The following is a 21,419-nucleotide window of genomic DNA, read 5'->3' as shown; positions in this document are numbered from 1 at the left end:
TCACTCCTCTTTCCGGTGAAACAAGGTCCGGAACAAGTGCCGGGTTTCCGGCCCGTCGAATTTCTCAAAGCTGGAAAGCACGCGGCTCCGCTCGGCCTTCTGGCGTTGATCCAGAACCGCGATCAATCCACCCACAGCCAGACCAATCCGCGCATCCACGCGGCCCTGCGCGTTGCTGTGCTGCGCGACAAAGGCCAGCAAAGACTCTTGCTGAACGGAGTAATCGTTAAACAGACCCAGATTGTCCTGCAGCTTTTTCAATGGTTTGATGATCTCCTTGAAGTTCTTTGCATCAAAGAGAGGGCCAAAGAATTCCATCAGGTAGCGCAGTTTTTTACAATCAATGCGAAGGTCATGCACCGTGTCATCCGGAGTGTCGTCGGTGATGCCACGAGCGACCTTGCATACCTTGCGATACCGTTTCCAAATCAATGCGCATGCATATTCGTGTGCCCCGCGCTTTGCGTTTGATCCGGGTTCTAAACGATCTATTCCGTTGAACAATGCTGTCAGATTGGTCAGACAGGCGTTGTATTCTTCGCTGCGCAACCGGCGGGACAAGCGTGACAGTTCCCGCGCGCGTTCCGTCTCGAAAAGGTCGAACATTTCTTGCAAGCCATCATGAAGTATGGACGGTAAGAAACTGAAGTATTTATCTTTTTCCAGAAGGTAGACATCCAGATCACGCATACGGCCGGTTGGGGTCATGAGGTCGGAAAAGACCTGCTTCAAATGCACGGTCTGCGCGTCGGAAAAAACGCCTTTGAACAGGCTGATCACAGATCGGACCTTCCGCAGAGACACTCGGTAATCATGTAGAAATTCCGTGTCGATATCGGCGATAATTCCTTCTTCGTTTTGCCGGGCAACTTTCAGATAGTTTTGAATAATATCCGCAGCGACCTGAATGGATGGTTCAGCTTTTCCCAACTCGATCTCGGGCTTGGCCCGATAGGGAACCATGTCCGGGAAAAGCCCGGCGTAAAACGCTTCGACACCCGACCCGACCCCTGACATGGCAGACATCGCGGTGTTTACCTTTTGATACGCTCTCTCATACCCACGCAGTCGCTGAAGCTGAACAATCGTCGCCTGACCGGTTGTCGAGGACAGGCACCAAACCTTTCCCTTGATTAGCGTTTTGTCCAACTCATCCAACATGGCGAGGGAATTCGTCTGAATCTCCCCGGCTCCGATCTGCATCAGCGCGCGCAGTTTCGGAAACCCTTTCAAAGCTGCTTTAACGTGGCCATGCGGCAGGTCTTGAACAAACCGCCCCTGCCCCTTGCAGCGTTGAGACAGTGGCGCACGGCCATTCTGGAAAAGCCACAGTATTTCCCCGACCTCAACCAGAACACGACCTGATTTCCGCAACGATTGATCGTGGCAATCCAGCTGCACGAAAGGTTTCGCAACTCCTGTTGGGTCGATCCTGATCGTAAACCCGGGAATGAGCCTTTCAAGAAGCGCCTCGTCAATCGGTTTGGACAGAAAGCCTTGAACATCTGAAGGTTCGGTCATGATCCGCCGATCCGGGGCGCTTTCAGGTATTCATTGACATTTGTCTCAACGATCTTCTGCACGCTGGTTCCTCTTCGATGGTTCTGATCCTTCAATAAGTACAGGGTTTTCACCTCCAATTTTTGCAAGGAGCTTGTCTTGCCCCTGACCGGGCCACTTTCGGTATTTCCTGCTTCTGAAACTCGGCCCTCCGAGACAGCATGACTTCATGAGAGCTGAAACTCGAGACGACAGCAAGCCATTATGTTTTGGCAATTTACAAACATGGGTGACAGCCCCCGAAGGCATAAGTAAGAGAGACTTATGAGTGATCCCGTCTCCTCGATCCGCAACCTTGGTCCGGCCTTTGAGCAGGCCTGCGCGCGCGCCGGCATCCACTCGGCTGACGAGTTGCGGGAACTGGGGCCGGATGAAGCCTATGCCCGGCTTCTGCGGGCTGGTACCAAAGCACATTTCATCGGCTACTATGTTTTGGTGATGGGGCTTCAGGGACGCCCCTGGAATGATTGCAAGGGTGAAGAGAAGAAAGAGCTGCGACAGCGTTTCGACGCGATCAAGGCCGGTAACAGCGCGGCGCCGGAGAACCAGATGGTTGCGGACCTGGACGCAATCGGCGTTCGCGTCGCTCCCAAAGACTTAAAGCAAGTCTGAACAAAAAAGGCCGCCCCCTTGCAGAGCGGCCCGATCTTTCGGCAGAAAACCGGCTTAACCGACCAGTTCGATACCCGAGAAGAAATACGCGATCTCAACAGCCGCAGTTTCCGGTGCATCCGAACCATGAACCGAGTTTTCACCAACCGATTCAGCGAACTCGGCACGGATGGTGCCGGGTGCTGCGTCTGCCGGGTTAGTTGCGCCCATGACTTCGCGGTTCTTTGCAATGGCACCTTCGCCTTCCAGAACCTGAACAACAACCGGAGCCGACGACATGAACTCGCACAATTCATCATAGAACGGACGCTCGGCGTGAACTTCGTAGAACTTGCCGGCTTGTTCCTTGGTCATGTGGATGCGCTTTTGCGCAACGATGCGCAGACCGGCGTCTTCGAACTTGGCGTTGATCTTGCCAGTCAGGTTGCGGCGGGTTGCGTCGGGTTTGATGATCGAAAATGTGCGTTCCAGTGCCATGTCGGCCTCTCCTTACAATCTGGCGCGGGTCCGCGCCGAAATCCATCGCGCGCCGCGTATCACGGTCTATCGCTCATGAAAAGTGTTATGATGGTCTGCCTGCCGCTTTGAGGTTCAGAATGTGTCCGGTAAAGGGTCCTTCCTGTCCAGACGCCGAACGTAAAGCACTGCAAGCAGGCCTGCAAAGCTGCTTGCCCACATCATGCCCAGAACCAGAAACGGCCCGTTTTTGGGGCTGACAAATGCGCCGGTCATCGAAGTCAGGATCGCACCCAGCGCTACAACCATCGCCCCCGACAACCCCGCCGCACTTCCTGCCAGCTTGGGGCGAACGGACATGACGCCCGCCGAGGCGTTTGCATTGGTCAGCCCGTTGCCGAACCCGACACAGATGGCCGAGCCGAAGAACACCCAGACCGACCCCAGATCAGCCAGAAACAGCAGCAGTCCGCAGAAAGGCCCGGTCGAAGCCACAACCCGGCCGATCAAGATCATCGTGGTCAGACGTGTGTGCGCCGCGATCCGGCCGGTTACGAAGTTCCCGACCATGAACCCACCCGTGATAATGCCAATTCCAAGACCCAGCAATGCGGGGCTCAGGTCGAACCACGCGGCCGCAACCAGCGGAGCACCGGTGATAAAGCTGTAGAACCCGCCGATGGAAAACGCCGCGCACAGGGCATACCCCCAGAACCGGCGGGCGCGGAAAAGATGCGGGTATTCCCGCAACTGGGCCGCGAAAGTCGAAGAGCGGTTCATGTTCGTCTCGCCCATATCGAACCACAGCAGCCCCAACAGCCCTGCCCCTAGCACTGTGTAGAGCACAAATCCCGAACGCCAGCCGAACAGCATATCCAGCGTCCCACCCAGCATCGGGCCAAGCATTGGCGCCAAAGCCATGGCCATCGCGACATAACCGAGTTTGCTTGCAGCCTCGTTCGGCGGATACCGATCTCTGATCGATGCGCTGGACAGAACCGACCCAGCCACCACCGCGGCCTGCAAAAGACGGAAGCCGAGAAAGGTCCAGATGGACCCGGCCAGAGAGCATCCGATTGAGGCGATGACGAAGATGGACATACAGATCAAGAGGATCGGCCTGCGACCGAAACGATCCGACAAAGGCCCCATGATCAGTTGCAGCACGGCCGAGACCGCTAAATACCCCGCGACCGACAGATTCATGAGGCCATAATCCACCCCGAAGTCTTCGCTCATATGGGCCAGAGAAGGCAGGAACATATTCAGCGACAAAACCGACAATGCTGTGGCAAAGATCAGAGTGACCAAGTGTGGAGGCGTCCGGGCCGCGCGCATGTGAAAACCGTTCAGAAAAGCAAACGACACAGCGCTAACACATTGCTTGCAGATTGAACATGCCAAGCCGCTGGCGGCGGCATCACAGCTCTGCTAAGAGCGCTCCATGTTACGGATCGAAGACATCACCTATGCCGTTGAAGGTCGTCCATTGTTTGATGGCGCAACCGCAACGATTCCCGATGGTCACAAGGTTGGCCTTGTCGGTCGGAACGGAACCGGAAAGACCACGCTGTTCCGCCTGATCCGGGGGGAGTTGGCTCTGGAATCCGGTAATATCTCAGTCCCGAAACGCGCTCGGATTGGCGGTGTGGCGCAAGAGGTGCCCTCCTCTGATGTCTCGCTGATCAACACGGTTCTGGCCGCCGATACCGAACGCGGTGCATTGATGGCCGAGGCCGAAAGCGCCGAAGACCCGACACGTATCGCCGAAATTCAGACCCGTCTGGCCGATATCGACGCCTGGTCCGCCGAGGCCCGCGCGGCTTCGATCCTCAAGGGGCTGGGGTTTGATGACGAAGACCAACTACGCCCGTGCTCGGATTTCTCGGGCGGGTGGCGGATGCGCGTTGCGCTGGCGGCGGTGCTGTTTTCTCAACCAGATCTGCTGCTGCTGGACGAACCGACAAACTATCTGGACCTCGAAGGCGCGCTGTGGCTCGAGAGCTATCTGGCCAAGTATCCTCACACGGTGATCATCATCAGCCACGACCGAGGTCTTCTGAACCGCGCCGTGGGGTCGATCCTGCATCTGGAAGACCGCAAGCTGACCTATTACGCGGTGCCATACGACAAGTTTGCGGAACGCCGTGCGGAACGTCTGGCACAGGCGGAATCGGAAAACGTCAAGGCCAAAGCCCGCATCGCACATTTGCAAAGCTTTGTGGATCGGTTCCGCTATAAGGCATCGAAAGCTGTTCAGGCCCAGTCGCGCCTGAAGATGATCGAACGCATCCAACTGGTCTCGACCCCACAAGAAGCAGCACTCCGTGCGTTCAGCTTTCCGGAACCCGAGGAACTGTCGCCACCGATTATCCAGATTGAGGGCGGCGTCACAGGTTATGGCGAGACAGAGGTGCTGCGGCGTCTGAACCTGCGCATCGACCAAGACGACCGCATTGCGCTGTTGGGCAAGAACGGTCAGGGGAAATCGACCCTGTCCAAGCTGCTCTCGGACCGGCTGCCCCTGATGGCAGGCAGGATGACCCGCAGCAACAAGCTGCGCATCGGCTATTTTGCGCAGCATCAGGTGGATGAGCTCTATGTGGACGAAACACCGCTGGACCACCTGCGCCGCCTGCGCCCTGACGAGGCGCCCGGCAAGTGGCGTTCGCGACTGGCCGGTTTCGGGTTGAACGCGGATCAGGCGGAAACCAAGGTCGGGCGTCTGTCGGGTGGACAGAAAGCGCGCCTTTCACTGCTGCTCGCCACGATCGACGCGCCCCATATGCTGATCCTTGATGAGCCGACCAACCACCTTGATATCGAAAGCCGCGAGGCGCTGGTCGAGGCGCTGACTGCTTATTCCGGCGCGGTGGTTCTGGTCAGCCACGACATGCATCTGCTGAGCCTTGTCGCGGATCGCCTCTGGCTGGTTTCGGATGGTACGGTCAAACCCTTTGACGGCGATCTTGAAGCCTATCGGTCCCTGCTGCTGGCGCGCGACAGACCCGTCAGGGAAAAGTCCCAGACTGTCAAATCAAAACGCCCCACACGCGAGGCGTTGTTGGCTCTGCGCGCCGATCTGCGCAAATGCGAAGACCGGATCGAAAAGCTGACCGATATGCATGACAGGCTTTCCGCCAAACTGTCCGACCCGGCGTTGTACGAGGACGATAAGATCAACGATCTGGAAACCTGGAACCGCAAGTTCACCGAAGTCACCGAGGCCATGCAAAAAGCCGAGGCTCTATGGGTCGCCGCCGCCGAACGACTTGAACAGGCAGAAACAGCATGAAAACACCCGTCAAAGACACCGGAGCTATGATTTCCGGTATGCATCCCGACTTGCAGCCCGGTGAATTTGCCTTTGTCGTGTGGCCTGAGAACAAACCCTGGCCTGAGGGCACGCGGGCCAGCTGTGTCGAGGCCGAAGGGCTGTCTCTTGTCGTCCCGATCGCTGCGGCACCGCAAGATGCCGTCGCGATGCGTTGCATTACCTTGCAGGTCCATTCCTCGCTGGAAGGTGTTGGTCTGACCGCGGCCGTTTCCAGCGCGCTGGCTCAGGCGGGCATCCCAGCGAACATGGTCGCTGGGTATCACCACGATCATGTCTATGTCCCGTCAGGTTGTTCGCAAGATGCCCTGAATATCCTGCAAGACCTGCAAGACCTGCAACGGAGCAGCAAATAGCAATGGACAGCGCATTCCTGATTACCGCGTTCACAACGCTTTTCGTGGTCCTTGACCCGCCCGCGCAAACTCCGATCTTCGTGGCTCTGACACAGGGCATGGACTGGCATACGCGCCGCTCCATCGCGGTTCGGGCCTGCCTGACAGCAGGCTTTATCCTGGCCCTGTTTGCTGCCTTTGGCGAAGCCCTTCTGGGGTTTGTTGGCATTTCGATGGAGGCGTTCCGCGTCGCAGGAGGCGTCCTGCTGTTCCTAACCGCGCTGGATATGCTGTTTGAACGCCGCACCAAGCGACGCGAAAGCAGCGCCGAGGAAGAGGAACATCCAGACCCGTCCGTTTTTCCCCTGGGCATTCCACTGATTGCAGGCCCCGGCTCGATTGCAACGATGATTCTGCTTGCGGGCCAGCAACCCGGCATTCAGGGCCTTGCCGTTGTCATCGGCGTCATGCTCGTTGTTCTGGCGATGGTCTTCGTGATGTATCTGACATCCGGCGCTGTCGCACGGGTTTTGGGCAAAACCGGGTTGAACGTATTGACGCGACTACTGGGTATGTTGCTTGCGGCCCTGTCTGTTCAATTCATTCTTGATGGCCTCAAGGCCTTTGGATTTGCGTCTTAAATCCCCATATACAATGCGCGTAACTTGAGTGGGGTGAACCCTGTGGACAGCATCGATATCGGACAACTGGTCTATCTGGTCGTGCTCGGGCTGGCGATCGCGTTCTGGTTCGTTTCGCAAAACCGCCAGTCCCTGAACAAAACATTGCAGCAGGTGATGGCTTGGGTGTTCATTTTTGTTGGTGTCATTGCCGTTGTTGGATTGTGGGAAGACATCCGGTCTTCGGTTGGGCCTGCCCCGCAGATGACCGTTACCGGTCAAACGATCGAGGTGCCCCGTGCCTATGACGGTCACTACTATTTGCCGGTTTTGGTGAATGATGAGCCGATCAGCTTTCTTGTCGACACCGGCGCCAGCCAGATCGTGCTCAGCGCTCAGGACGCTGCGCGCGTTGGTATCGATCCTGATCAGTTGAACTATTTCGGACGTGCCTTGACCGCCAACGGAGAGGTGCGCACCGCGCCGGTGCGGCTTGAGACCCTGACCGTAGGGCCAATTACCGATCAGAACGTATCGGCCTGGGTCAATGAGGGCGAGCTGGATAAATCGCTTTTGGGGATGGAATACCTGCATCGTTTCTCAAGCATTCAGTTCGTAGATGGCAAGCTGATCTTGTCTCGTTAGCGGCTCTGATCGCTTGAGAACAAAAAAGGAACATGCTAATGTTCCGGCATGTCTACTCAGCTTCTTGGCCACAAACCTGCGCGTCAGGCACCGAGGGTAAACCTCCATCCGCAGATCACCCTGCAACTGGGCCGTGTGCACGAGGCGTGCGGCCCCGCCCGGCGCAGCTTTGCCATGTGGCTGGCCAGTCAGACACAGGGGCCGGTCTTGTGGATTTCCCCCGCGTGGGAACCTGGCCAGCTAAACCCCGATGGGATGATGGCCTTTACCGATCCGGCCCGGTTCATCTTTGTTCAGCCCACCCGTGCCGAGGATCTGCTGTGGTGTCTGGAGGAGGCGCTGCGCAGCGGGGCCATTCCGCTGATCGTCGGCGACCTGCCCGGCGCGCCGGGGCTGACACCGATACGCCGGATGCATCTGGCCGCCGAACAAGGGGGTACGATGGGGCGGGCTCCGCTTGGTTTGCTGCTGACACCCGGAGATGGTGGCGCGCAAGGGGTTGAGACGCGCTGGCACATGGCTGCCACCCATCGGGACGATGCGAGGCTCTGGACCCTGACCCGCCGCCGCGCCCGTGCCCTGCCCCCGGTCACATGGCAGGCCACCATGACCGCCGCCCGTGCCGGTTTGCATCTGAAACGGATCGAAACCGAAGATGCACCGGCGTAAAGCCACGCGGATCACGCAAGAAGTGACTGGTCAAACCCCGGGCCGCGCCCTAGCGTCACCGCATGAGCCATCCGATCCATGACAGTCGCTATTCCTGGCTTCGCCTTCTGATCACGCTCGCCATTGCAACAGTGGCGAATGTGGGCATGTGGGCGGTGATCGTGGTCATGCCCGCGGTTGAAGCCGAATTCGGGGCCGGTCGCGCCGAAGCCTCGATGCCGTATACGCTGGCGATGATCGGTTTTGCCTTGGGTAATATGTGGTTGGGGCAGTTGGTGGACCGGCTGGGTGTCACCAGCGCCCTGATCGGAGCAGCCGTCTTGAGTGCTCTGAGCTATGTGCTGGCAACGCTGGCGCCGAATATAATGTTGCTATCCGCGGCGCATCTTCTGCTTGGGCTGGGCACGTCAATTGGGTTTGGTCCGCTGATCGCCGATATCTCGCATTGGTTCGTGAAGCGGCGCGGTATTGCCGTCGCACTGGTGGCCAGCGGGAATTACCTGTCCGGCGCCATCTGGCCCACCATGCTGTCCGGAATTCTGGCTCGGGACGGATGGCAACAGGTCTATCTGACGCTCGCCGTTCTGACGCTTGTCGTCGTCATTCCCCTGTCGCTGCTGCTACGCCGCAGGGTGCCGGTCGAGGCACACAGCACCGCCGCAGCATCCGCCCAAATCAATGCACGAAGTGTCGGCGTATCACCACGCGCGCTGCAATATATTCTGGGCCTGGCCGGGATCGGTTGTTGCGTCGCCATGTCGATGCCGCAGGTTCATATCGTCTCGTATTGCGTCGGACTGGGATATGGGCCCGCAGTCGGGGCCGAAATGCTGTCGCTGATGTTATTGGGTGGCGTTGTCAGCCGCATCATCTCGGGTCTGTTGGCTGACCGGTTGGGCGGCGTCATGACGCTTTTGATCGGTTCTCTCCTGCAATGCATCGCCCTGTTCCTGTTCCTGCCGTACGACGGAATGGTGTCACTTTACGCCATCAGCCTGCTCTTTGGCCTGGCACAGGGTGGCATCGTGCCCAGCTATGCGTTGATTGTCCGCGAATACATGCCGCCGCAAGAAGCTGGCGCGCGGGTCGGGTTCGTCATGATGATGACCATTCTTGGCATGGCACTCGGCGGCTGGATGTCAGGGTGGATATACGACCTCACCGGAAACTACCAACTGGCGTTCGTGAATGGCATTCTTTGGAATGGCCTGAACATTGCAATCGTTCTGATGCTGCTCAGGAGATCCCGCCCCGGACGAGAACGGGTCATGGCATGACCCTTCTGACCCGTCGCAGCCTGCTTGCCGGCCTGGCAACCCTGCCCCTGACCCAGGCGGCACACGCTGCTTTGCGGCCTTACATCTTGTCGGATGAAGGCACCAGGGTCGGGTTCACTTTTGATCTTGCGGGGGTGACTCAGTCAGGGACAATGCCGATCCGGACCGCCGAAGTTCAGATTGACTCACGTCGCCTGCAGAACAGTCAGGTCACAGTGACACTGGACGTCAGCAAGGCCAGAACGCGGCTGCCCTTTGCCCGAATGCCCATGCTCAGCCCCAGCGTATTGGACGCGAAACAGCACCCAACGATCCGGTTTGTTTCAACGGACATACGGTTGGGCACGGAAGGACGAATATCAGATGGCGCTCGGATCACGGGTGATCTGACGGTCCGCGGCGTGATCCGCCCGATCACGCTGGAGGCCAATCTGTACCGGCAGGCGGGAAGTGCAGAGAACAATCTGAACCGTCTGACCATTGGCCTGAAGGGCGCTCTGAACCGGCACGACTTCGGAGCTTCGGGCTATCCTGACCTGGTTCATGACACTGTCGGCCTGGACATCCACGCAGAGATTATCCGCGCGACCTGATCATCAATTGGCAAAAAACGACTCGCTAAAGTCGAATTGATGCGCGCATTGTGCGGCGACACTGCCAATCTGAGACCACCATGCGCACGATCATTTCATTTGCCGCCCTGTTTCTTTCGGTCATTCTGCTACAGCTTTCGACAGGAGGCGTCGGACCTCTCGATGCCATATCAGGCATCACGCTGAATTTCACGACAGAACAGATCGGCCTATTGGGATCTTCGCACTTTCTGGGGTTTTTCATCGGCTGCTGGTGGGCACCACGTCTGATGGGAAATGTTGGTCATTCGCGTGCATTTGCCGTTTGCACTGCGCTGGGTGCAATGGGCTTGATCGGGCATACGCTGACTGAAAACCCATACATCTGGGCGGCCCTGCGTGTGGCCTCTGGCACCTGCGTGGCAGGCGCGTACACGGTGATCGAGGCCTGGCTGAACGCAAAGGTCACCAATGAAACCCGAGGGCGTGCGATGGGTACGTACCGGATCGCGGATATGGGCGCATCCCTGTGCGCCCAGTTAATTATCGCCGTTCTGCCCCCGGCGTCATATGTCTCATACAACCTGCTTGCGATCTTGTGCTGTGCGTCGCTGCTGCCGTTGACTCTGACCAAAGCAAGCCAGCCCAAAACACCTGATGCGCCTCGCCTTAAACCCGGGCTGGCATGGCGCAGCTCACCGCTGGCCGTGGCGGGTGTGATCGTGGCCGCGGTCAGCTCGGCCTCGTTCCGTATGGTAGGTCCGGTTTACGGGCAAGAAGTCGGCCTTGCCGTCGATCAGATCGCATTCTTCCTGGCCTCGTTCGTAATGGGTGGTGCGCTTGCACAATACCCCGTCGGCTGGCTGGCTGACAAATATGACAGGCGCTGGGTGCTGATCTGGTTGTCAGCTGCAGCGGTGCTAAGTTGTGGCGTCACTATGGCGGCAAGCGGCACCGGAACGATCGGGGTCATGTCGGCAGCGGTATTCTTTGGCCTGACAACCTTCCCGATCTTCTCGGTTTCTTCTGCCCACGCAAATGACTTCGCCACATCCGAGGAACGGGTGGAGCTGTCTGCGGCCCTGATGTTCTGGTTTGCCTTGGGGGCAATTGCATCGCCCTATATTACCTCGACTTTGATCCAGAAATTTGGTCCTGGGGCCCTTTTTGCCTTCGTCGCGTTCGGGCATGTCTTCCTGATCGTATTTGGTCTGGCGCGGATGCGGTCCCGCCCCACCCCCGAGGAGCGTACGAACTATGTTTATGCCCCGCGTACCTCATTCACGATTGGTCGCCTTCTCAAACGGTCGCGGGAAAACTTGAAAAACTAGACACCCGCTGGTTTTTGTATGCCTTTCGTGATTGCCCCGGTTTTTTCGGTCGACCTTGCATGAAACAAGGACGGGTCCGAACAGCTCAGATGCAACGCGTTGCGATTATACAGTTCCGGGAACGCGAACCAGATCGCCGGGGCAGCGCGGTTTTCGGACCATTCGGCGTCCAAATTGACTTGCAGGTCAATGTCGGGCTTTTGCTGGACGATCACATCATGTAGACGGGCGCGCAGACAGTTACGCGGAAACGGATCATGGCTCGGATTCTCATCACCTCGGCGATCCCCTATATCAACGGGATCAAACACCTCGGCAATCTGATCGGCTCGCAATTGCCTGCCGACTTGTATGCACGTTACCAGCGTGGCCGGGGGAACGAGGTCATGTTCCTGTGCGCCACGGATGAACACGGCACACCAGCCGAGCTGGCAGCGGCCAAGGCGGGTAAACCGGTGGCCGAGTACTGCGCCGACATGTATGCGATTCAGGCCGATATCGCCAATCGGTTTGGGCTCAGCTTCGATCACTTTGGACGCTCGTCCAGCGAACAGAACAAGCGGCTGACCCAGCATTTTGCGGGTAAGTTGGATGACGCGGGCCTCATCCGCGAAGTCAGCGAAAAACAGGTTTATTCCAACGCTGATGGCCGCTTTTTGCCCGATCGGTATATTGAAGGCACCTGCCCCAATTGCGGCTATGACCGCGCGCGCGGCGACCAGTGCGAGAACTGCACCAAGCAGTTGGATCCGACGGACCTGATCGAGCCGCGCTCGGCCATTTCCGGGTCGACCGACCTGGAAATACGTGAAACCAAGCACCTGTATCTGCGCCAATCCGCGATGAAGGATAAGCTGGATGCGTGGATCGACAGCAAGACAGACTGGCCGGTCCTGACCACGTCAATTGCCAAAAAGTGGCTGCATGACGGCGACGGCTTGCAAGACCGTGGCATCACCCGCGATCTGGACTGGGGTGTGCCGGTCAAAAAAGGCGATCAGGATTGGCCGGGGATGGAGGGCAAGGTCTTTTACGTCTGGTTCGACGCCCCCATTGAATACATCGCCTGTGCCAAGGAATGGGCTGACGCCAACGGCAGGACAGACGCGGATTGGGAACGCTGGTGGCGCACCGACAAGGGCGCGGACGACGTGCGCTATGTCCAGTTCATGGGAAAGGACAACGTGCCGTTCCATACGTTGTCGTTCCCGGCCACCATCCTCGGCACCAACACGCATAATGAAGAGACCGGATCACCCGAACGCTGGAAGCTGGTGGATTTTATCAAGTCGTTCAACTACCTGAATTATGACGGCGGCCAGTTTTCGACCAGCCAGGGCCGTGGCGTGTTCATGGATCAGGCACTGGACATTCTGCCTGCCGATTATTGGCGCTGGTGGCTGCTGAGCCATGCGCCGGAAAGCAGCGACAGTGAGTTCACGTGGGAGAACTTCCAGCAATCGGTGAACAAGGACCTCGCCGACGTTCTGGGCAACTTTGTCAGCCGGATTACCAAATTCTGCCGTTCGAAATTTGGTGAGACCGTGCCCGAAGGCGGTGAGTTTGACGCCCGCGAGCAAGCTCTGATCGAAGAACTCACCAAACGCGTCCGCGCCTATGAGGGCCACATGGGGGCGATGGAGGTTCGCAAATCCGCGCAGGAGCTACGGGCAATCTGGGTTGCCGGAAATGAATATCTGCAGGCTGCAGCTCCGTGGTCCACGTTCAAGGAAGACCCCGAGCGGGCTGCTGCGCAGGTACGTCTTGGCCTGAACCTGATCCGCCTTTACGCCGTTCTCAGCGCGCCGTTCATCCCCGACACCTCGGCCCGTATGCTGAGCGCGATGAACACGTTGGATACCAGCTGGCCGGATGATGTCGCCGTCGCCTTGAACGCCCTGCCCTCCGGACACGACTTCACCGTGCCCGACGTTCTGTTCGCCAAGATAGCGGATGAACAGCGTGAAGAATGGCAGGAGAAATTCGCTGGGACCCGCGACTGAACCATCCGATACCTAGAACCAGGGGGGCCATTCCGACCCCCTTCTCGCTCGGGCCCGATGACCACGCCGGGACCTAAGCCAGCATAAGTGCTGAAATTTTTGACATCGGCCCCGATCGACTCAAGATTCATCACGCTTGAGATATCGGCACAAAAAAGTCATCCTGAGATCAAGTTCCTCCGACTCGGGTCGCCCTGACGACCGGGTCGGTATCTTTTGTTTCTGCATCGAACGAGGCTTTCGCCATGTCCCCAGCATTCATTTCGCCCAACAAGACCAGCAGGCATTTGGCCGCCGTATTCATGCTGTTGTCCTTGGGTTTGGCGCATCCTGCGACCGCGCAGGAAGAAGGGGCACCACCGAAGGTTTCCATAGCCGCAGCCTATACCGAGGAAATCACTGACGAGGCCACGTTCATCGGGCGCGCCGAGGCAATCAACAAAGTCGATATCGTGGCGCGCGTGAACGGGTTTCTCAACAGCCGAGAGGTCGAAGATGGAGCGACGGTAAATGAAGGCGATCTGCTGTTCACCATCGAACCCGACCTTTACGAGGCCACGCTTGAGGCCCGAAAAGCCGATCTGAACCGGGCGGAAGCTAATCTTGAGCTGGCAAAGGTTGATCTGGCGCGTAAAGAAGAGCTTTACAAACGTGACGCGACGCCGGAATCGGAACGCGACATCGCGCGCGCCAATGAACTGGTCGCAGAGGCAGAGGTGAAAGCAGCCAAAGCTGCGATCCGGCAGGCCGAGCTCGACCTGAGCTACACGCAGATCCACGCACCATTTGATGGCCGTATCGGCAGGATCACCACAAGCGTTGGCGATGTTGTTGGTCCAAACAACCCTCCACTGGTCAATATCGTCAGCGAGACGCCAATCTACGTGAATTTCTCGTTGAACGAAAAGCTCTTTACCTCGGTTTTGCAGACCGTTGGCGTAAACTCAGCCTCTCTTGCGGATAGTCCGCAAAGCCCAAACGTGCACGTCACCCTGCCCAATGGCACAGAGATGGATGAAGTCGGCAGAATTGTATTCGTTGATAACCGTATCGACCCATTGACCGGCGCAATCACAATGCGGGCCCAATTCGACAATACGGACCGGCTGATCCTAGACGGCGCTTTCGTGAATGTGCAGATCGAAGCGCTGGAGCCGACCTTGCAGGTTCTGGTGCCACAAGCCGCCTTGCAGCGCGATCAGCGGGGCGATTTTGTCCTGGTGGTTAATGACAAGCAAATGGTCGAACAACGCTACATCACAACAGGTGACACTTTTGGTACTGCGATTATCGTGCTGGACGGACTGCGTGAAGGTGAAAGCGTCATTGTCGAGGGCTTGCAGCGGGTCCGCCCCGGTGTGGCTGTTGATGCGGTCGTGGCCTCTGAACAGCCGGGAGAGTAACAGATGTTCTCAGCCCTGTTCATAAGCCGCCCCAAGCTGGCGCTTGTCATCTCACTGGTGCTGACCATCATGGGCGGCATCGGGTACCTGGTTCTGCCGGTCGCGCAGTTTCCGGACATCACGCCACCGGTGGTCAACGTCTCAACCACATATACCGGTGCAAACGCCGAAACCGTTGAAAACACCGTTGCCGCGCCGATTGAGGCGCAGGTCAACGGTGTGGACGACATGATCTATATGACGTCCAGATCGTCGGACAACGGGTCCTACTCGCTGGATGTGACCTTTGAGGTGGGCACCGATCCTGACATCGCATCGGTCAACGTTCAAAACCGGGTTGCGCAGGCCATGTCGTCATTGCCAGCCGAGGTCACTTCGTCCGGCGTCGTGACACAGAAATCTTCGACCAACATGCTGATGCTGGTCACTCTGACCTCACCCGATGGGACCTATGACAGTGTGTTCCTGTCGAACTATGCCTCGATCAATCTGCGCGATGCGCTGGCGCGTGTGCAGGGCGTTGGTAAGGCTGATGTTCTGACCAACCTCGAATACGCCATGCGGATCTGGATGGACCCGGACAAGATGGCGGCGCTGTCCATCACTCCGGGGGATGTCATCAATGCAATCCGGGAACAGAATATCGAAGTGTCTGCCGGTTCCATCGGTGCACCACCTGTACCCGAAGGGCAGACGTTTCAATACACGATCAAATCCAAAGGCCGTCTGACATCCGCAGAAGAATTCGGTGACATTGTTATCCGGACCGGCGAAGCCGGCGCCATCGTCCGCGTCAAGGACATCGCTCGGGTTGAGCTTGGCGCAGAATATTATGCGGCTTCGGGCTATTTTCAGTCGGTTCCTGCCACGGTTATCGGCATCTATCAGGCCCCCGGTGCAAACGCTTTGGCGGTATCGGAACGTGTGCAGGCCGAATTGGAACGGCTGTCCCGCGCGTTCCCGACGGATGTCGAGTATGATGTACCCTTCAACACGACCGACTTTGTCGAGGCCTCTTTGAACGACGTGGTCTCGACTCTGATCCTGACCTTCATTCTCGTTATTTCGGTTGTGTTCGTCTTCCTGGGAAGTTGGCGCGCAACGATCATTCCGGCGGTGGCAATTCCAGTGTCCCTGATCGGCACTTTTGCCTTCCTGCTGGCGTTTGGGATGTCCCTGAACACCATCTCGTTGTTCGCCTTGGTGCTTGCCATTGGTATTGTGGTGGACGACGCCATTGTCGTTGTTGAAAACGTGGAGCGCATCATTGCGGATGAAGGGTTGCCTCCGGCTGAAGCGACCCGAAAAGCCATGGGCCAGATAACTGGACCGGTCATCGCGACCACTTTGGTTCTTCTGGCGGTGTTCGTGCCGGTGACGTTCATGCCCGGCATCTCGGGGCGGTTGTATTCCCAATTTGCGGTCACGATCTCGACCGCTGTCGTTATCTCATCCATCAACGCGCTGACCCTTTCGCCCGCCCTGTGTGGCTTGGTGCTACGTGCCAGATCTGGCCCTCCCAAAGGGCTGCTGGCGGTCTTCGAGAGTTTCATCGGCACCGTTCGCAACGGCTATGTCGCCATAGTACGCAAACTGCTGATTTTCCCCGCCATCGCGCTGGCCATCGTGGTCGGTCTTGGTTTTGGTACGGGGACAATCATGTCGAATACCTCTGCCGGGTTTATCCCGCTTGAGGACAACGGGTACTTGTTCGTCGATGTTCAGTTGCCGGATGCTGCCACTCTGGAACGGACAGAGGCGGTCACCGCACGTCTGGACGAACAGATAAGCGAAATCCCGGGCGTTGCGAGCACGGTTCTTGTCAACGGCTTTTCGATGCTGAACGGCACGATCACCAATGGCGCTGCGATTTTCGTCAATCTCGACAATTGGAGCGAGCGGCAAGAAGACGATCTGAGCGCTGATGCCATTCTGGCCAAGGTACTGGCGATTGCGAATGGTGAATCAGCGGCTTCGATCCTGGCCTTCAATCCACCACCTATTCAGGGTCTTGGCATGTCCGCGGGCGTAGAAATGGAGGTTCAGCAAACCGGTGGTGGCACACCGCAGGATCTGGCCTCGGCCGTGGGTTCGTTCGTGTATTCGGCCAATCAGAGACCCGAGATCGGGCAGGCCTATACAACCTTCCGCGCCAACGTCCCGCAGCTGTTCGTTGATCTGGACCGCGAAAAGGCCAAAACGCTGAATGTCTCGGTCGCCGAGATTTTTCAGACCATGCAGGCACAACTGGGGTCGTACTATGTCAATGACTTCAACCTGTTCGGCCGCGTCTACCGCGTGATGATTCAGGCTGATGGCACCTATCGGGACAATGTCGAGGATATCGCGAACCTCTATGTCCGTTCTCAAAACGGCGACATGGTGCCGTTAGGGACACTGATTGACGTGGAAAACGTGTTGGGTCCGGTTCTGCTGAAGCGCCACAACCTGTTCCGGTCTGCCACGGTGACGGCGGTACCGGCACCCGGCTTGTCCAGCGGCGACGCAATCAACGTGATGACGGAGGAATCCGCAACCGCCCTGCCCCCGGGCTATTCGTTCGAATGGACAGGGACAGCACAGCAACAGCTGGCCTCGGGCAGTCTGGTGATCATCATCCTCGGGCTTGCCATCCTGTTCGGTTACTTGTTCCTGGTGGGTCAGTACGAAAGCTGGACCTTACCTGTTTCAATCCTGCTTTCCGTTGTTGTGGCCCTGTTTGGTGCCGTGGCGGCGGTGGCGATCGTGGGCAGTGACATCAACCTCTATACGCAGATCGGTATGATCATGCTTGTGGGGCTGGCCTCGAAGAACGGTATTCTTATCGTCGAGTTCGCCATGGAGCAACGCGCCAAGGGGTTGTCCATTAAAGAGGCCGCCGCAGAGGCTGCGCATCAGCGTTTCCGCGCCGTGATGATGACTGCCTTGTCCTTCCTCCTCGGTGTTGTACCACTGCTGGCCGCCAACGGAGCCGGCGCCGCCAGCCAGAAAGCGATTGGTGTCGCGGTGTTCGGCGGGATGCTGGCCGCGACGCTGGTTGGTGTGATCGTGGTGCCCGTGCTCTACGCGCTGATGCAGGGCTTGCGAGAATGGTTGAAGGGCAGCAAGAAGGAGCCCGACCCTTCTGAAGAAGCCGCCTGACTACACAAAAAAAGCCCCACCAGAACTGGTGGGGCTTTTTTGCAATTCCGCTGATAGGTTTCAGGTGTTTTAAAGCTAGCTTTCATCCTTAGACCGTGCGGACATCCATTGATCGATCCGCGCAATCTGCTCGGGCGTCAGCCGCAAGCCCAATTTGTTGCGGCGCCAAACCACATCTTCGGCTGTGCGGGCATATTCCTTGTCCATCAGCCACGCGACCTCTCGCGCGGTCAGGGTTGCGCCAAAGTCCTCTCCCAGATCGGATACCTGTTTCGCATCTCCCAAAACGTCCCGTGCTTCTGTCCCGTAAGCTCTGATCAAGCGGGCAGCCCAGCTTTCGGTCAAAAAGGGAAAGACCGTCAAAAGATCGCCTTTCAGGGTTTCGACAGCATCCACCGGAAAATCACCCCCCGGAAGTGCGACACCAGCGGTCCAGGGGCCGGGCAGGTTCGGGAAAAACTCACCAACCTTTTCGAGCGCGCTTTCTGCAAGCCTGCGATAGGTTGTGATCTTGCCGCCAAACACATTCAAAACAGGTGCCCCGCCCTGAGCATCGACTTTCAACGTGTAATCCCGTGTCGCAGCAGTGGCACTGCTTGCTCCGTCATCATAAAGAGGCCGTACCCCGGAATAGGTCCAAACGACATCGTCGCGGGTCACGGCACGTTTGAAGTATTTGGACGCGAAGGCGCACAGGTAATCCTGCTCGGCCTCGGTGCAGACCGGTTTCGTGGCCGGGTCCGGATGGTCCTGATCCGTTGTTCCGATCAGGGTAAAATCCTGCTCGTACGGAATGGCGAAAATGATGCGGCCATCTTCGCCCTGGAAAAAGTAGCATTTGTCGTGATCGTAAAGCCTGGGCGTCACGATATGACTGCCCCGCACAAGCCGCACGCCCTCGCGAGAGTTCACACGGATCTTGGTTTGAATGATGTCACCCACCCAGGGTCCGCCTGCATTGATCAGCATTCTGGCCCGAACCACTTGGGTTTCACCGCTGTCCCGATCCCGAATGGACACTTCCCAAAGATCACCAACCCTCTCGGCCGAGGTCACTTCGGTTCGGACCATGATCTGCGCGCCGCGTGCCTCGGCGTCACGCGCATTCAGGACCACCAGTCGCGAGTCTTCGATCCAGCAGTCAGAGTATTCATAAGCTGTTTCAAACTTGTCCTGCAGAGGGGCGCCCTCTGGTGCCGAGCGCAGGTTCAACGACGTCGTACCCGGCAAGATTTTGCGCCCGCCCAGATTGTCATACATGAACAGACCCAACCGGATCAGCCAGGCCGGACGCCGCCCCCGCATCCACGGCATGACCGTGCTGAGCAGCCGAGAGGTCGGCGTTTCCGAATCGAACCGCATGTCCTTGTGGTACGGCAGCACAAAGCGCATCGGCCAGCTGATATGCGGCATCGCGCGCAGCAAGGTTTCGCGTTCGATCAGGGCTTCGCGCACCAGACGGATCTCGAAATACTCCAGATACCGCAACCCGCCATGAAACAGCTTGGTCGAGGCTGACGATGTCGCCGAAGCCAGATCGTTCATCTCGGCCAATGTTACTGAAAGACCCCGTCCGGCAGCATCCCGTGCGATGCCGCAACCGTTGATCCCGCCGCCAATGACGAAAAGGTCTGTAATCTGGGTGTCCGTCGACTGCATATCCATTGATTCCCTGCGAAACACGGTTACGGGCATTAGCCAGAACACCCTTCGCTTCGTCAATGTTTATGTTCGTTTTCTTTCTTTTTGCAACACTGGTATGTATTGCAAGCAAGTTGTCTTGCCAAAACCAACAAAAAGAACAAAAACGAAAACGTATCTTCTGCGCCGGAACCGCTCATGTCCCTGTCTTTTCGCCAATCCGACATCTTGGAAATCGCCAGCGCCGAAGGACGCGTTACGGTCGACGGCCTGGCCGAACGCTTTGGTGTCACCGTCCAGACAATCCGACGCGACCTGACAGAGCTTGCAGATGCGGGCAAACTGGACCGGGTTCATGGCGGTGCGGTTCTGCGATCAGGCGTCTCAAATATCGGATACGAAGACCGCCGTGCCTTGAACGCTGACGCCAAGACCCGCATCGCGCAGGCCTGCGCGGCCGAAATCCCAGACGGTGCGTCGGTTTTCATGAACATCGGAACTTCGACCGAGGCCGTGGCAAGACAATTGCTGAACCACAAAAACCTGATGGTGGTGACGAACAATATGAACGTTGCAAACATCCTGATTGAAAACTCCGACTGTGAAATCGTCATGGCCGGTGGCGTCCTGCGTCGAACAGATGGCGGTCTGATCGGCACCCTGACCGTGTCGACCATCCGGCACTTCAAATTCGATCTCGCCATCATCGGGTGCTCAGCACTGGATACAGACGGAGATCTTTTGGACTTCGACTTTCAGGAAGTTCAGGTCAGCCAGACCATTATCGATCAGGCCCGCCGTACTTTTCTGGTGGCCGATCACTCAAAGTTCCAACGCTCGGCCCCGGCACGCATAGCTTCGATGGCCGAACTTGACGCGGTCTATACCGATGCGCCCCTGCCCGGCACCCTGCCGCAGCGCTGTCGCGAATGGCAAACAAACGTTGTTATCTGCGGTTAAGCAATAGCACTTTTCAACGCTCAGGCGGGTCGCGCGGCTTGCCAGACGGGACCTGGCCTGACACTATCCATTGTACAAGGAATTGTGCACGGGAGGGGAGAACCGGGCCATGATTGCGCTTTTATTTGCATTACTTACCGCCACGATGGCGCTTAACTATTTCAATCTGACAAAGGCTGGCAACGTGCTGTTTTTCGCCACGTTGGCCCTGTGTGTGTATTGGCTGAAATTCCACGCCACCACCCAGCTGACAATTCAACTCTGAGGGGCTTGCCATGACACCTGAACTGTCCCGCACCCTCAACGCGATAGGAATGCTGGCCGTCTGTCTGGTTCTGGCGTTGGCATTTTTCTATCAAGTCGTCCTTTACGAACTGCCCTGCCCGCTTTGCCTGCTGCAGCGCGTCGGACTTGTCGCCGTCGGCGTAGGAATTGGTTTGAACCTGCTCTACGGCGCGCGACCGCAACATTACGCCATCATGCTGATTGCGGCCTTATATGGAGGCAGTGTCTCGATCCGGCAAATTCTTCTGCATATCGTGCCCGGAACCGGGCACTACGGTTCTCCTATTCTGGGGCTGCACTATTATACTTGGGCCGGAATCGCCTTTTTCCTTGTTTTGCTGGGCACATCGATCATGCTGTTGTTTGATCGCCAATACGCGGACCCTTCAAGTCAGGAACCAAAGTTCGGCGGAAATACTCTGGCCAAAATCGCATTTTTCGTCATGCTGGCGCTGGCAGTGCTGAATGCCGGATCGGCCTTGTTGGAATGCGGACCGGGTATCTGCGCCGACCCGCCGACAAGCTACAAGGTGATTGACGAATTGGACGCCGGAAACTGAAGATAACGTAACCTT

Annotated in this window: 19 protein-coding genes; 15 read left to right on the top strand and 4 right to left on the bottom strand. The window is 57.6% G+C overall.

From position 1 onward, the window contains the following. Window positions 1-1,521 carry a CHAD domain-containing protein gene (locus tag AC2FLP_RS04755; protein ID WP_299896402.1) on the bottom strand — a complete coding sequence of 507 codons (1,521 nt, stop codon included), beginning with the start codon at window positions 1,519-1,521 and terminating at the stop codon, window positions 1-3. Window positions 1,522-1,824: 303 nt separating this feature from the next. On the opposite strand from AC2FLP_RS04755, the gene AC2FLP_RS04750 reads away from it, so the two are divergent. Further along, window positions 1,825-2,172: a TfoX/Sxy family protein gene (locus tag AC2FLP_RS04750; RefSeq protein WP_299896399.1), complete on the top strand. Its 348-nt coding sequence runs from the start codon at window positions 1,825-1,827 to the stop codon at window positions 2,170-2,172. Between the two features lie 54 nt (window positions 2,173-2,226). On the opposite strand, the gene ndk is transcribed toward AC2FLP_RS04750, so the two are convergent. Then, complete coding sequence (ndk, locus tag AC2FLP_RS04745; protein WP_039530342.1) at window positions 2,227-2,649, bottom strand: nucleoside-diphosphate kinase; 423 nt, start codon at window positions 2,647-2,649, stop codon at window positions 2,227-2,229. A 114-nt stretch (window positions 2,650-2,763) separates the two neighbouring features. After that, window positions 2,764-3,966, bottom strand: coding sequence for a multidrug effflux MFS transporter (locus tag AC2FLP_RS04740; RefSeq protein WP_496682298.1), 1,203 nt, complete (start codon window positions 3,964-3,966; stop codon window positions 2,764-2,766). 106 nt (window positions 3,967-4,072) lie between these two features. Here AC2FLP_RS04740 and AC2FLP_RS04735 point away from each other — a divergent pair, with 106 nt between their 5' ends. From AC2FLP_RS04735 to AC2FLP_RS04685, 11 genes are all read left to right on the top strand, one after another. Then, window positions 4,073-5,923 (top strand): ABC-F family ATP-binding cassette domain-containing protein, encoded by a 1,851-nt coding sequence (locus tag AC2FLP_RS04735; protein WP_299896392.1) that lies wholly within the window; start codon window positions 4,073-4,075, stop codon window positions 5,921-5,923. Then, window positions 5,920-6,318 carry an ACT domain-containing protein gene (locus AC2FLP_RS04730; RefSeq protein ID WP_299896389.1) on the top strand — a complete coding sequence of 133 codons (399 nt, stop codon included), beginning with the start codon at window positions 5,920-5,922 and terminating at the stop codon, window positions 6,316-6,318. The genes AC2FLP_RS04735 and AC2FLP_RS04730 overlap by 4 nt, the downstream gene beginning before the upstream one ends. 2 nt (window positions 6,319-6,320) lie before the next feature. Beyond that, entirely contained in the window at window positions 6,321-6,938 is a 618-nt protein-coding gene (locus tag AC2FLP_RS04725; RefSeq protein ID WP_117869219.1) for a MarC family protein, read from the top strand. 42 nt (window positions 6,939-6,980) lie between these two features. Continuing rightward, the gene (locus AC2FLP_RS04720; protein ID WP_117869220.1) at window positions 6,981-7,562 is read left to right on the top strand and encodes a retropepsin-like aspartic protease family protein; all 582 of its coding nucleotides are present in this window, start codon (window positions 6,981-6,983) and stop codon (window positions 7,560-7,562) included. Window positions 7,563-7,610: 48 nt separating this feature from the next. After that, a complete protein-coding gene (locus tag AC2FLP_RS04715) occupies window positions 7,611-8,231 on the top strand; it encodes an ImuA family protein (RefSeq protein ID WP_299896382.1) in 621 nt (206 codons plus the stop codon). A gap of 62 nt (window positions 8,232-8,293) precedes the next feature. Then, window positions 8,294-9,508, top strand: coding sequence for an MFS transporter (locus AC2FLP_RS04710; protein WP_299896379.1), 1,215 nt, complete (start codon window positions 8,294-8,296; stop codon window positions 9,506-9,508). Further along, window positions 9,505-10,101, top strand: coding sequence for a YceI family protein (locus AC2FLP_RS04705; protein ID WP_496681843.1), 597 nt, complete (start codon window positions 9,505-9,507; stop codon window positions 10,099-10,101). Before AC2FLP_RS04710 ends, AC2FLP_RS04705 begins: the two co-directional genes overlap by 4 nt. A gap of 80 nt (window positions 10,102-10,181) precedes the next feature. Further along, entirely contained in the window at window positions 10,182-11,411 is a 1,230-nt protein-coding gene (locus tag AC2FLP_RS04700; RefSeq protein ID WP_117869224.1) for an MFS transporter, read from the top strand. A 257-nt stretch (window positions 11,412-11,668) separates the two neighbouring features. Beyond that, window positions 11,669-13,414, top strand: coding sequence for a methionine--tRNA ligase (metG, locus tag AC2FLP_RS04695; RefSeq protein WP_496681841.1), 1,746 nt, complete (start codon window positions 11,669-11,671; stop codon window positions 13,412-13,414). 302 nt (window positions 13,415-13,716) lie between these two features. Further along, on the top strand, window positions 13,717-14,817 hold the full coding sequence (locus tag AC2FLP_RS04690) for an efflux RND transporter periplasmic adaptor subunit (RefSeq protein WP_496682296.1): 1,101 nt from the start codon (window positions 13,717-13,719) through the stop codon (window positions 14,815-14,817). 3 nt (window positions 14,818-14,820) lie between these two features. Continuing rightward, window positions 14,821-17,958 carry an efflux RND transporter permease subunit gene (locus AC2FLP_RS04685; protein WP_117869228.1) on the top strand — a complete coding sequence of 1,046 codons (3,138 nt, stop codon included), beginning with the start codon at window positions 14,821-14,823 and terminating at the stop codon, window positions 17,956-17,958. Between the two features lie 75 nt (window positions 17,959-18,033). On the opposite strand, the gene glpD is transcribed toward AC2FLP_RS04685, so the two are convergent. After that, window positions 18,034-19,617: a glycerol-3-phosphate dehydrogenase gene (gene glpD, locus AC2FLP_RS04680; protein ID WP_496682293.1), complete on the bottom strand. Its 1,584-nt coding sequence runs from the start codon at window positions 19,615-19,617 to the stop codon at window positions 18,034-18,036. 180 nt (window positions 19,618-19,797) lie between these two features. On the opposite strand from glpD, the gene AC2FLP_RS04675 reads away from it, so the two are divergent. The 3 genes from AC2FLP_RS04675 to AC2FLP_RS04665 all read left to right on the top strand — a co-directional run bounded on the left by AC2FLP_RS04675 (window position 19,798) and on the right by AC2FLP_RS04665 (window position 21,404). Beyond that, window positions 19,798-20,559 carry a DeoR/GlpR family DNA-binding transcription regulator gene (locus AC2FLP_RS04675; protein WP_496681839.1) on the top strand — a complete coding sequence of 254 codons (762 nt, stop codon included), beginning with the start codon at window positions 19,798-19,800 and terminating at the stop codon, window positions 20,557-20,559. A gap of 109 nt (window positions 20,560-20,668) precedes the next feature. Then, window positions 20,669-20,824 carry a DUF5993 family protein gene (locus AC2FLP_RS04670; RefSeq protein WP_162896778.1) on the top strand — a complete coding sequence of 52 codons (156 nt, stop codon included), beginning with the start codon at window positions 20,669-20,671 and terminating at the stop codon, window positions 20,822-20,824. A 10-nt stretch (window positions 20,825-20,834) separates the two neighbouring features. Further along, the gene (locus tag AC2FLP_RS04665; RefSeq protein ID WP_299896366.1) at window positions 20,835-21,404 is read left to right on the top strand and encodes a disulfide bond formation protein B; all 570 of its coding nucleotides are present in this window, start codon (window positions 20,835-20,837) and stop codon (window positions 21,402-21,404) included. Window positions 21,405-21,419: the final 15 nt, after the last annotated feature.

The sequence above is a fragment of the Ruegeria sp. CDSA141 genome (genome assembly GCF_059612005.1).
Note: the sequence above shows the minus strand (reverse complement) of the source record. Positions and strands in the feature narration are given on the sequence as shown.

Excerpts from the sequence above, each read along its gene's own strand:
- AC2FLP_RS04755 (WP_299896402.1), bottom strand. The coding sequence starts at position 1,521 with ATGACCGAACCTTCAGATGTTCAAGGCTTTCTGTCCAAACCGATTGAC.
- AC2FLP_RS04750 (WP_299896399.1), top strand. The coding sequence starts at position 1,825 with ATGAGTGATCCCGTCTCCTCGATCCGCAACCTTGGTCCGGCCTTTGAG.
- ndk (WP_039530342.1), bottom strand. The coding sequence starts at position 2,649 with ATGGCACTGGAACGCACATTTTCGATCATCAAACCCGACGCAACCCGC.
- AC2FLP_RS04740 (WP_496682298.1), bottom strand. The coding sequence starts at position 3,966 with ATGCGCGCGGCCCGGACGCCTCCACACTTGGTCACTCTGATCTTTGCC.
- AC2FLP_RS04735 (WP_299896392.1), top strand. The coding sequence starts at position 4,073 with ATGTTACGGATCGAAGACATCACCTATGCCGTTGAAGGTCGTCCATTG.
- AC2FLP_RS04730 (WP_299896389.1), top strand. The coding sequence starts at position 5,920 with ATGAAAACACCCGTCAAAGACACCGGAGCTATGATTTCCGGTATGCAT.
- AC2FLP_RS04725 (WP_117869219.1), top strand. The coding sequence starts at position 6,321 with ATGGACAGCGCATTCCTGATTACCGCGTTCACAACGCTTTTCGTGGTC.
- AC2FLP_RS04715 (WP_299896382.1), top strand. The coding sequence starts at position 7,611 with ATGTCTACTCAGCTTCTTGGCCACAAACCTGCGCGTCAGGCACCGAGG.
- AC2FLP_RS04710 (WP_299896379.1), top strand. The coding sequence starts at position 8,294 with ATGAGCCATCCGATCCATGACAGTCGCTATTCCTGGCTTCGCCTTCTG.
- AC2FLP_RS04705 (WP_496681843.1), top strand. The coding sequence starts at position 9,505 with ATGACCCTTCTGACCCGTCGCAGCCTGCTTGCCGGCCTGGCAACCCTG.
- AC2FLP_RS04700 (WP_117869224.1), top strand. The coding sequence starts at position 10,182 with ATGCGCACGATCATTTCATTTGCCGCCCTGTTTCTTTCGGTCATTCTG.
- metG (WP_496681841.1), top strand. The coding sequence starts at position 11,669 with ATGGCTCGGATTCTCATCACCTCGGCGATCCCCTATATCAACGGGATC.
- AC2FLP_RS04690 (WP_496682296.1), top strand. The coding sequence starts at position 13,717 with ATGCTGTTGTCCTTGGGTTTGGCGCATCCTGCGACCGCGCAGGAAGAA.
- AC2FLP_RS04685 (WP_117869228.1), top strand. The coding sequence starts at position 14,821 with ATGTTCTCAGCCCTGTTCATAAGCCGCCCCAAGCTGGCGCTTGTCATC.
- glpD (WP_496682293.1), bottom strand. The coding sequence starts at position 19,617 with ATGCAGTCGACGGACACCCAGATTACAGACCTTTTCGTCATTGGCGGC.
- AC2FLP_RS04675 (WP_496681839.1), top strand. The coding sequence starts at position 19,798 with ATGTCCCTGTCTTTTCGCCAATCCGACATCTTGGAAATCGCCAGCGCC.
- AC2FLP_RS04670 (WP_162896778.1), top strand. The coding sequence starts at position 20,669 with ATGATTGCGCTTTTATTTGCATTACTTACCGCCACGATGGCGCTTAAC.
- AC2FLP_RS04665 (WP_299896366.1), top strand. The coding sequence starts at position 20,835 with ATGACACCTGAACTGTCCCGCACCCTCAACGCGATAGGAATGCTGGCC.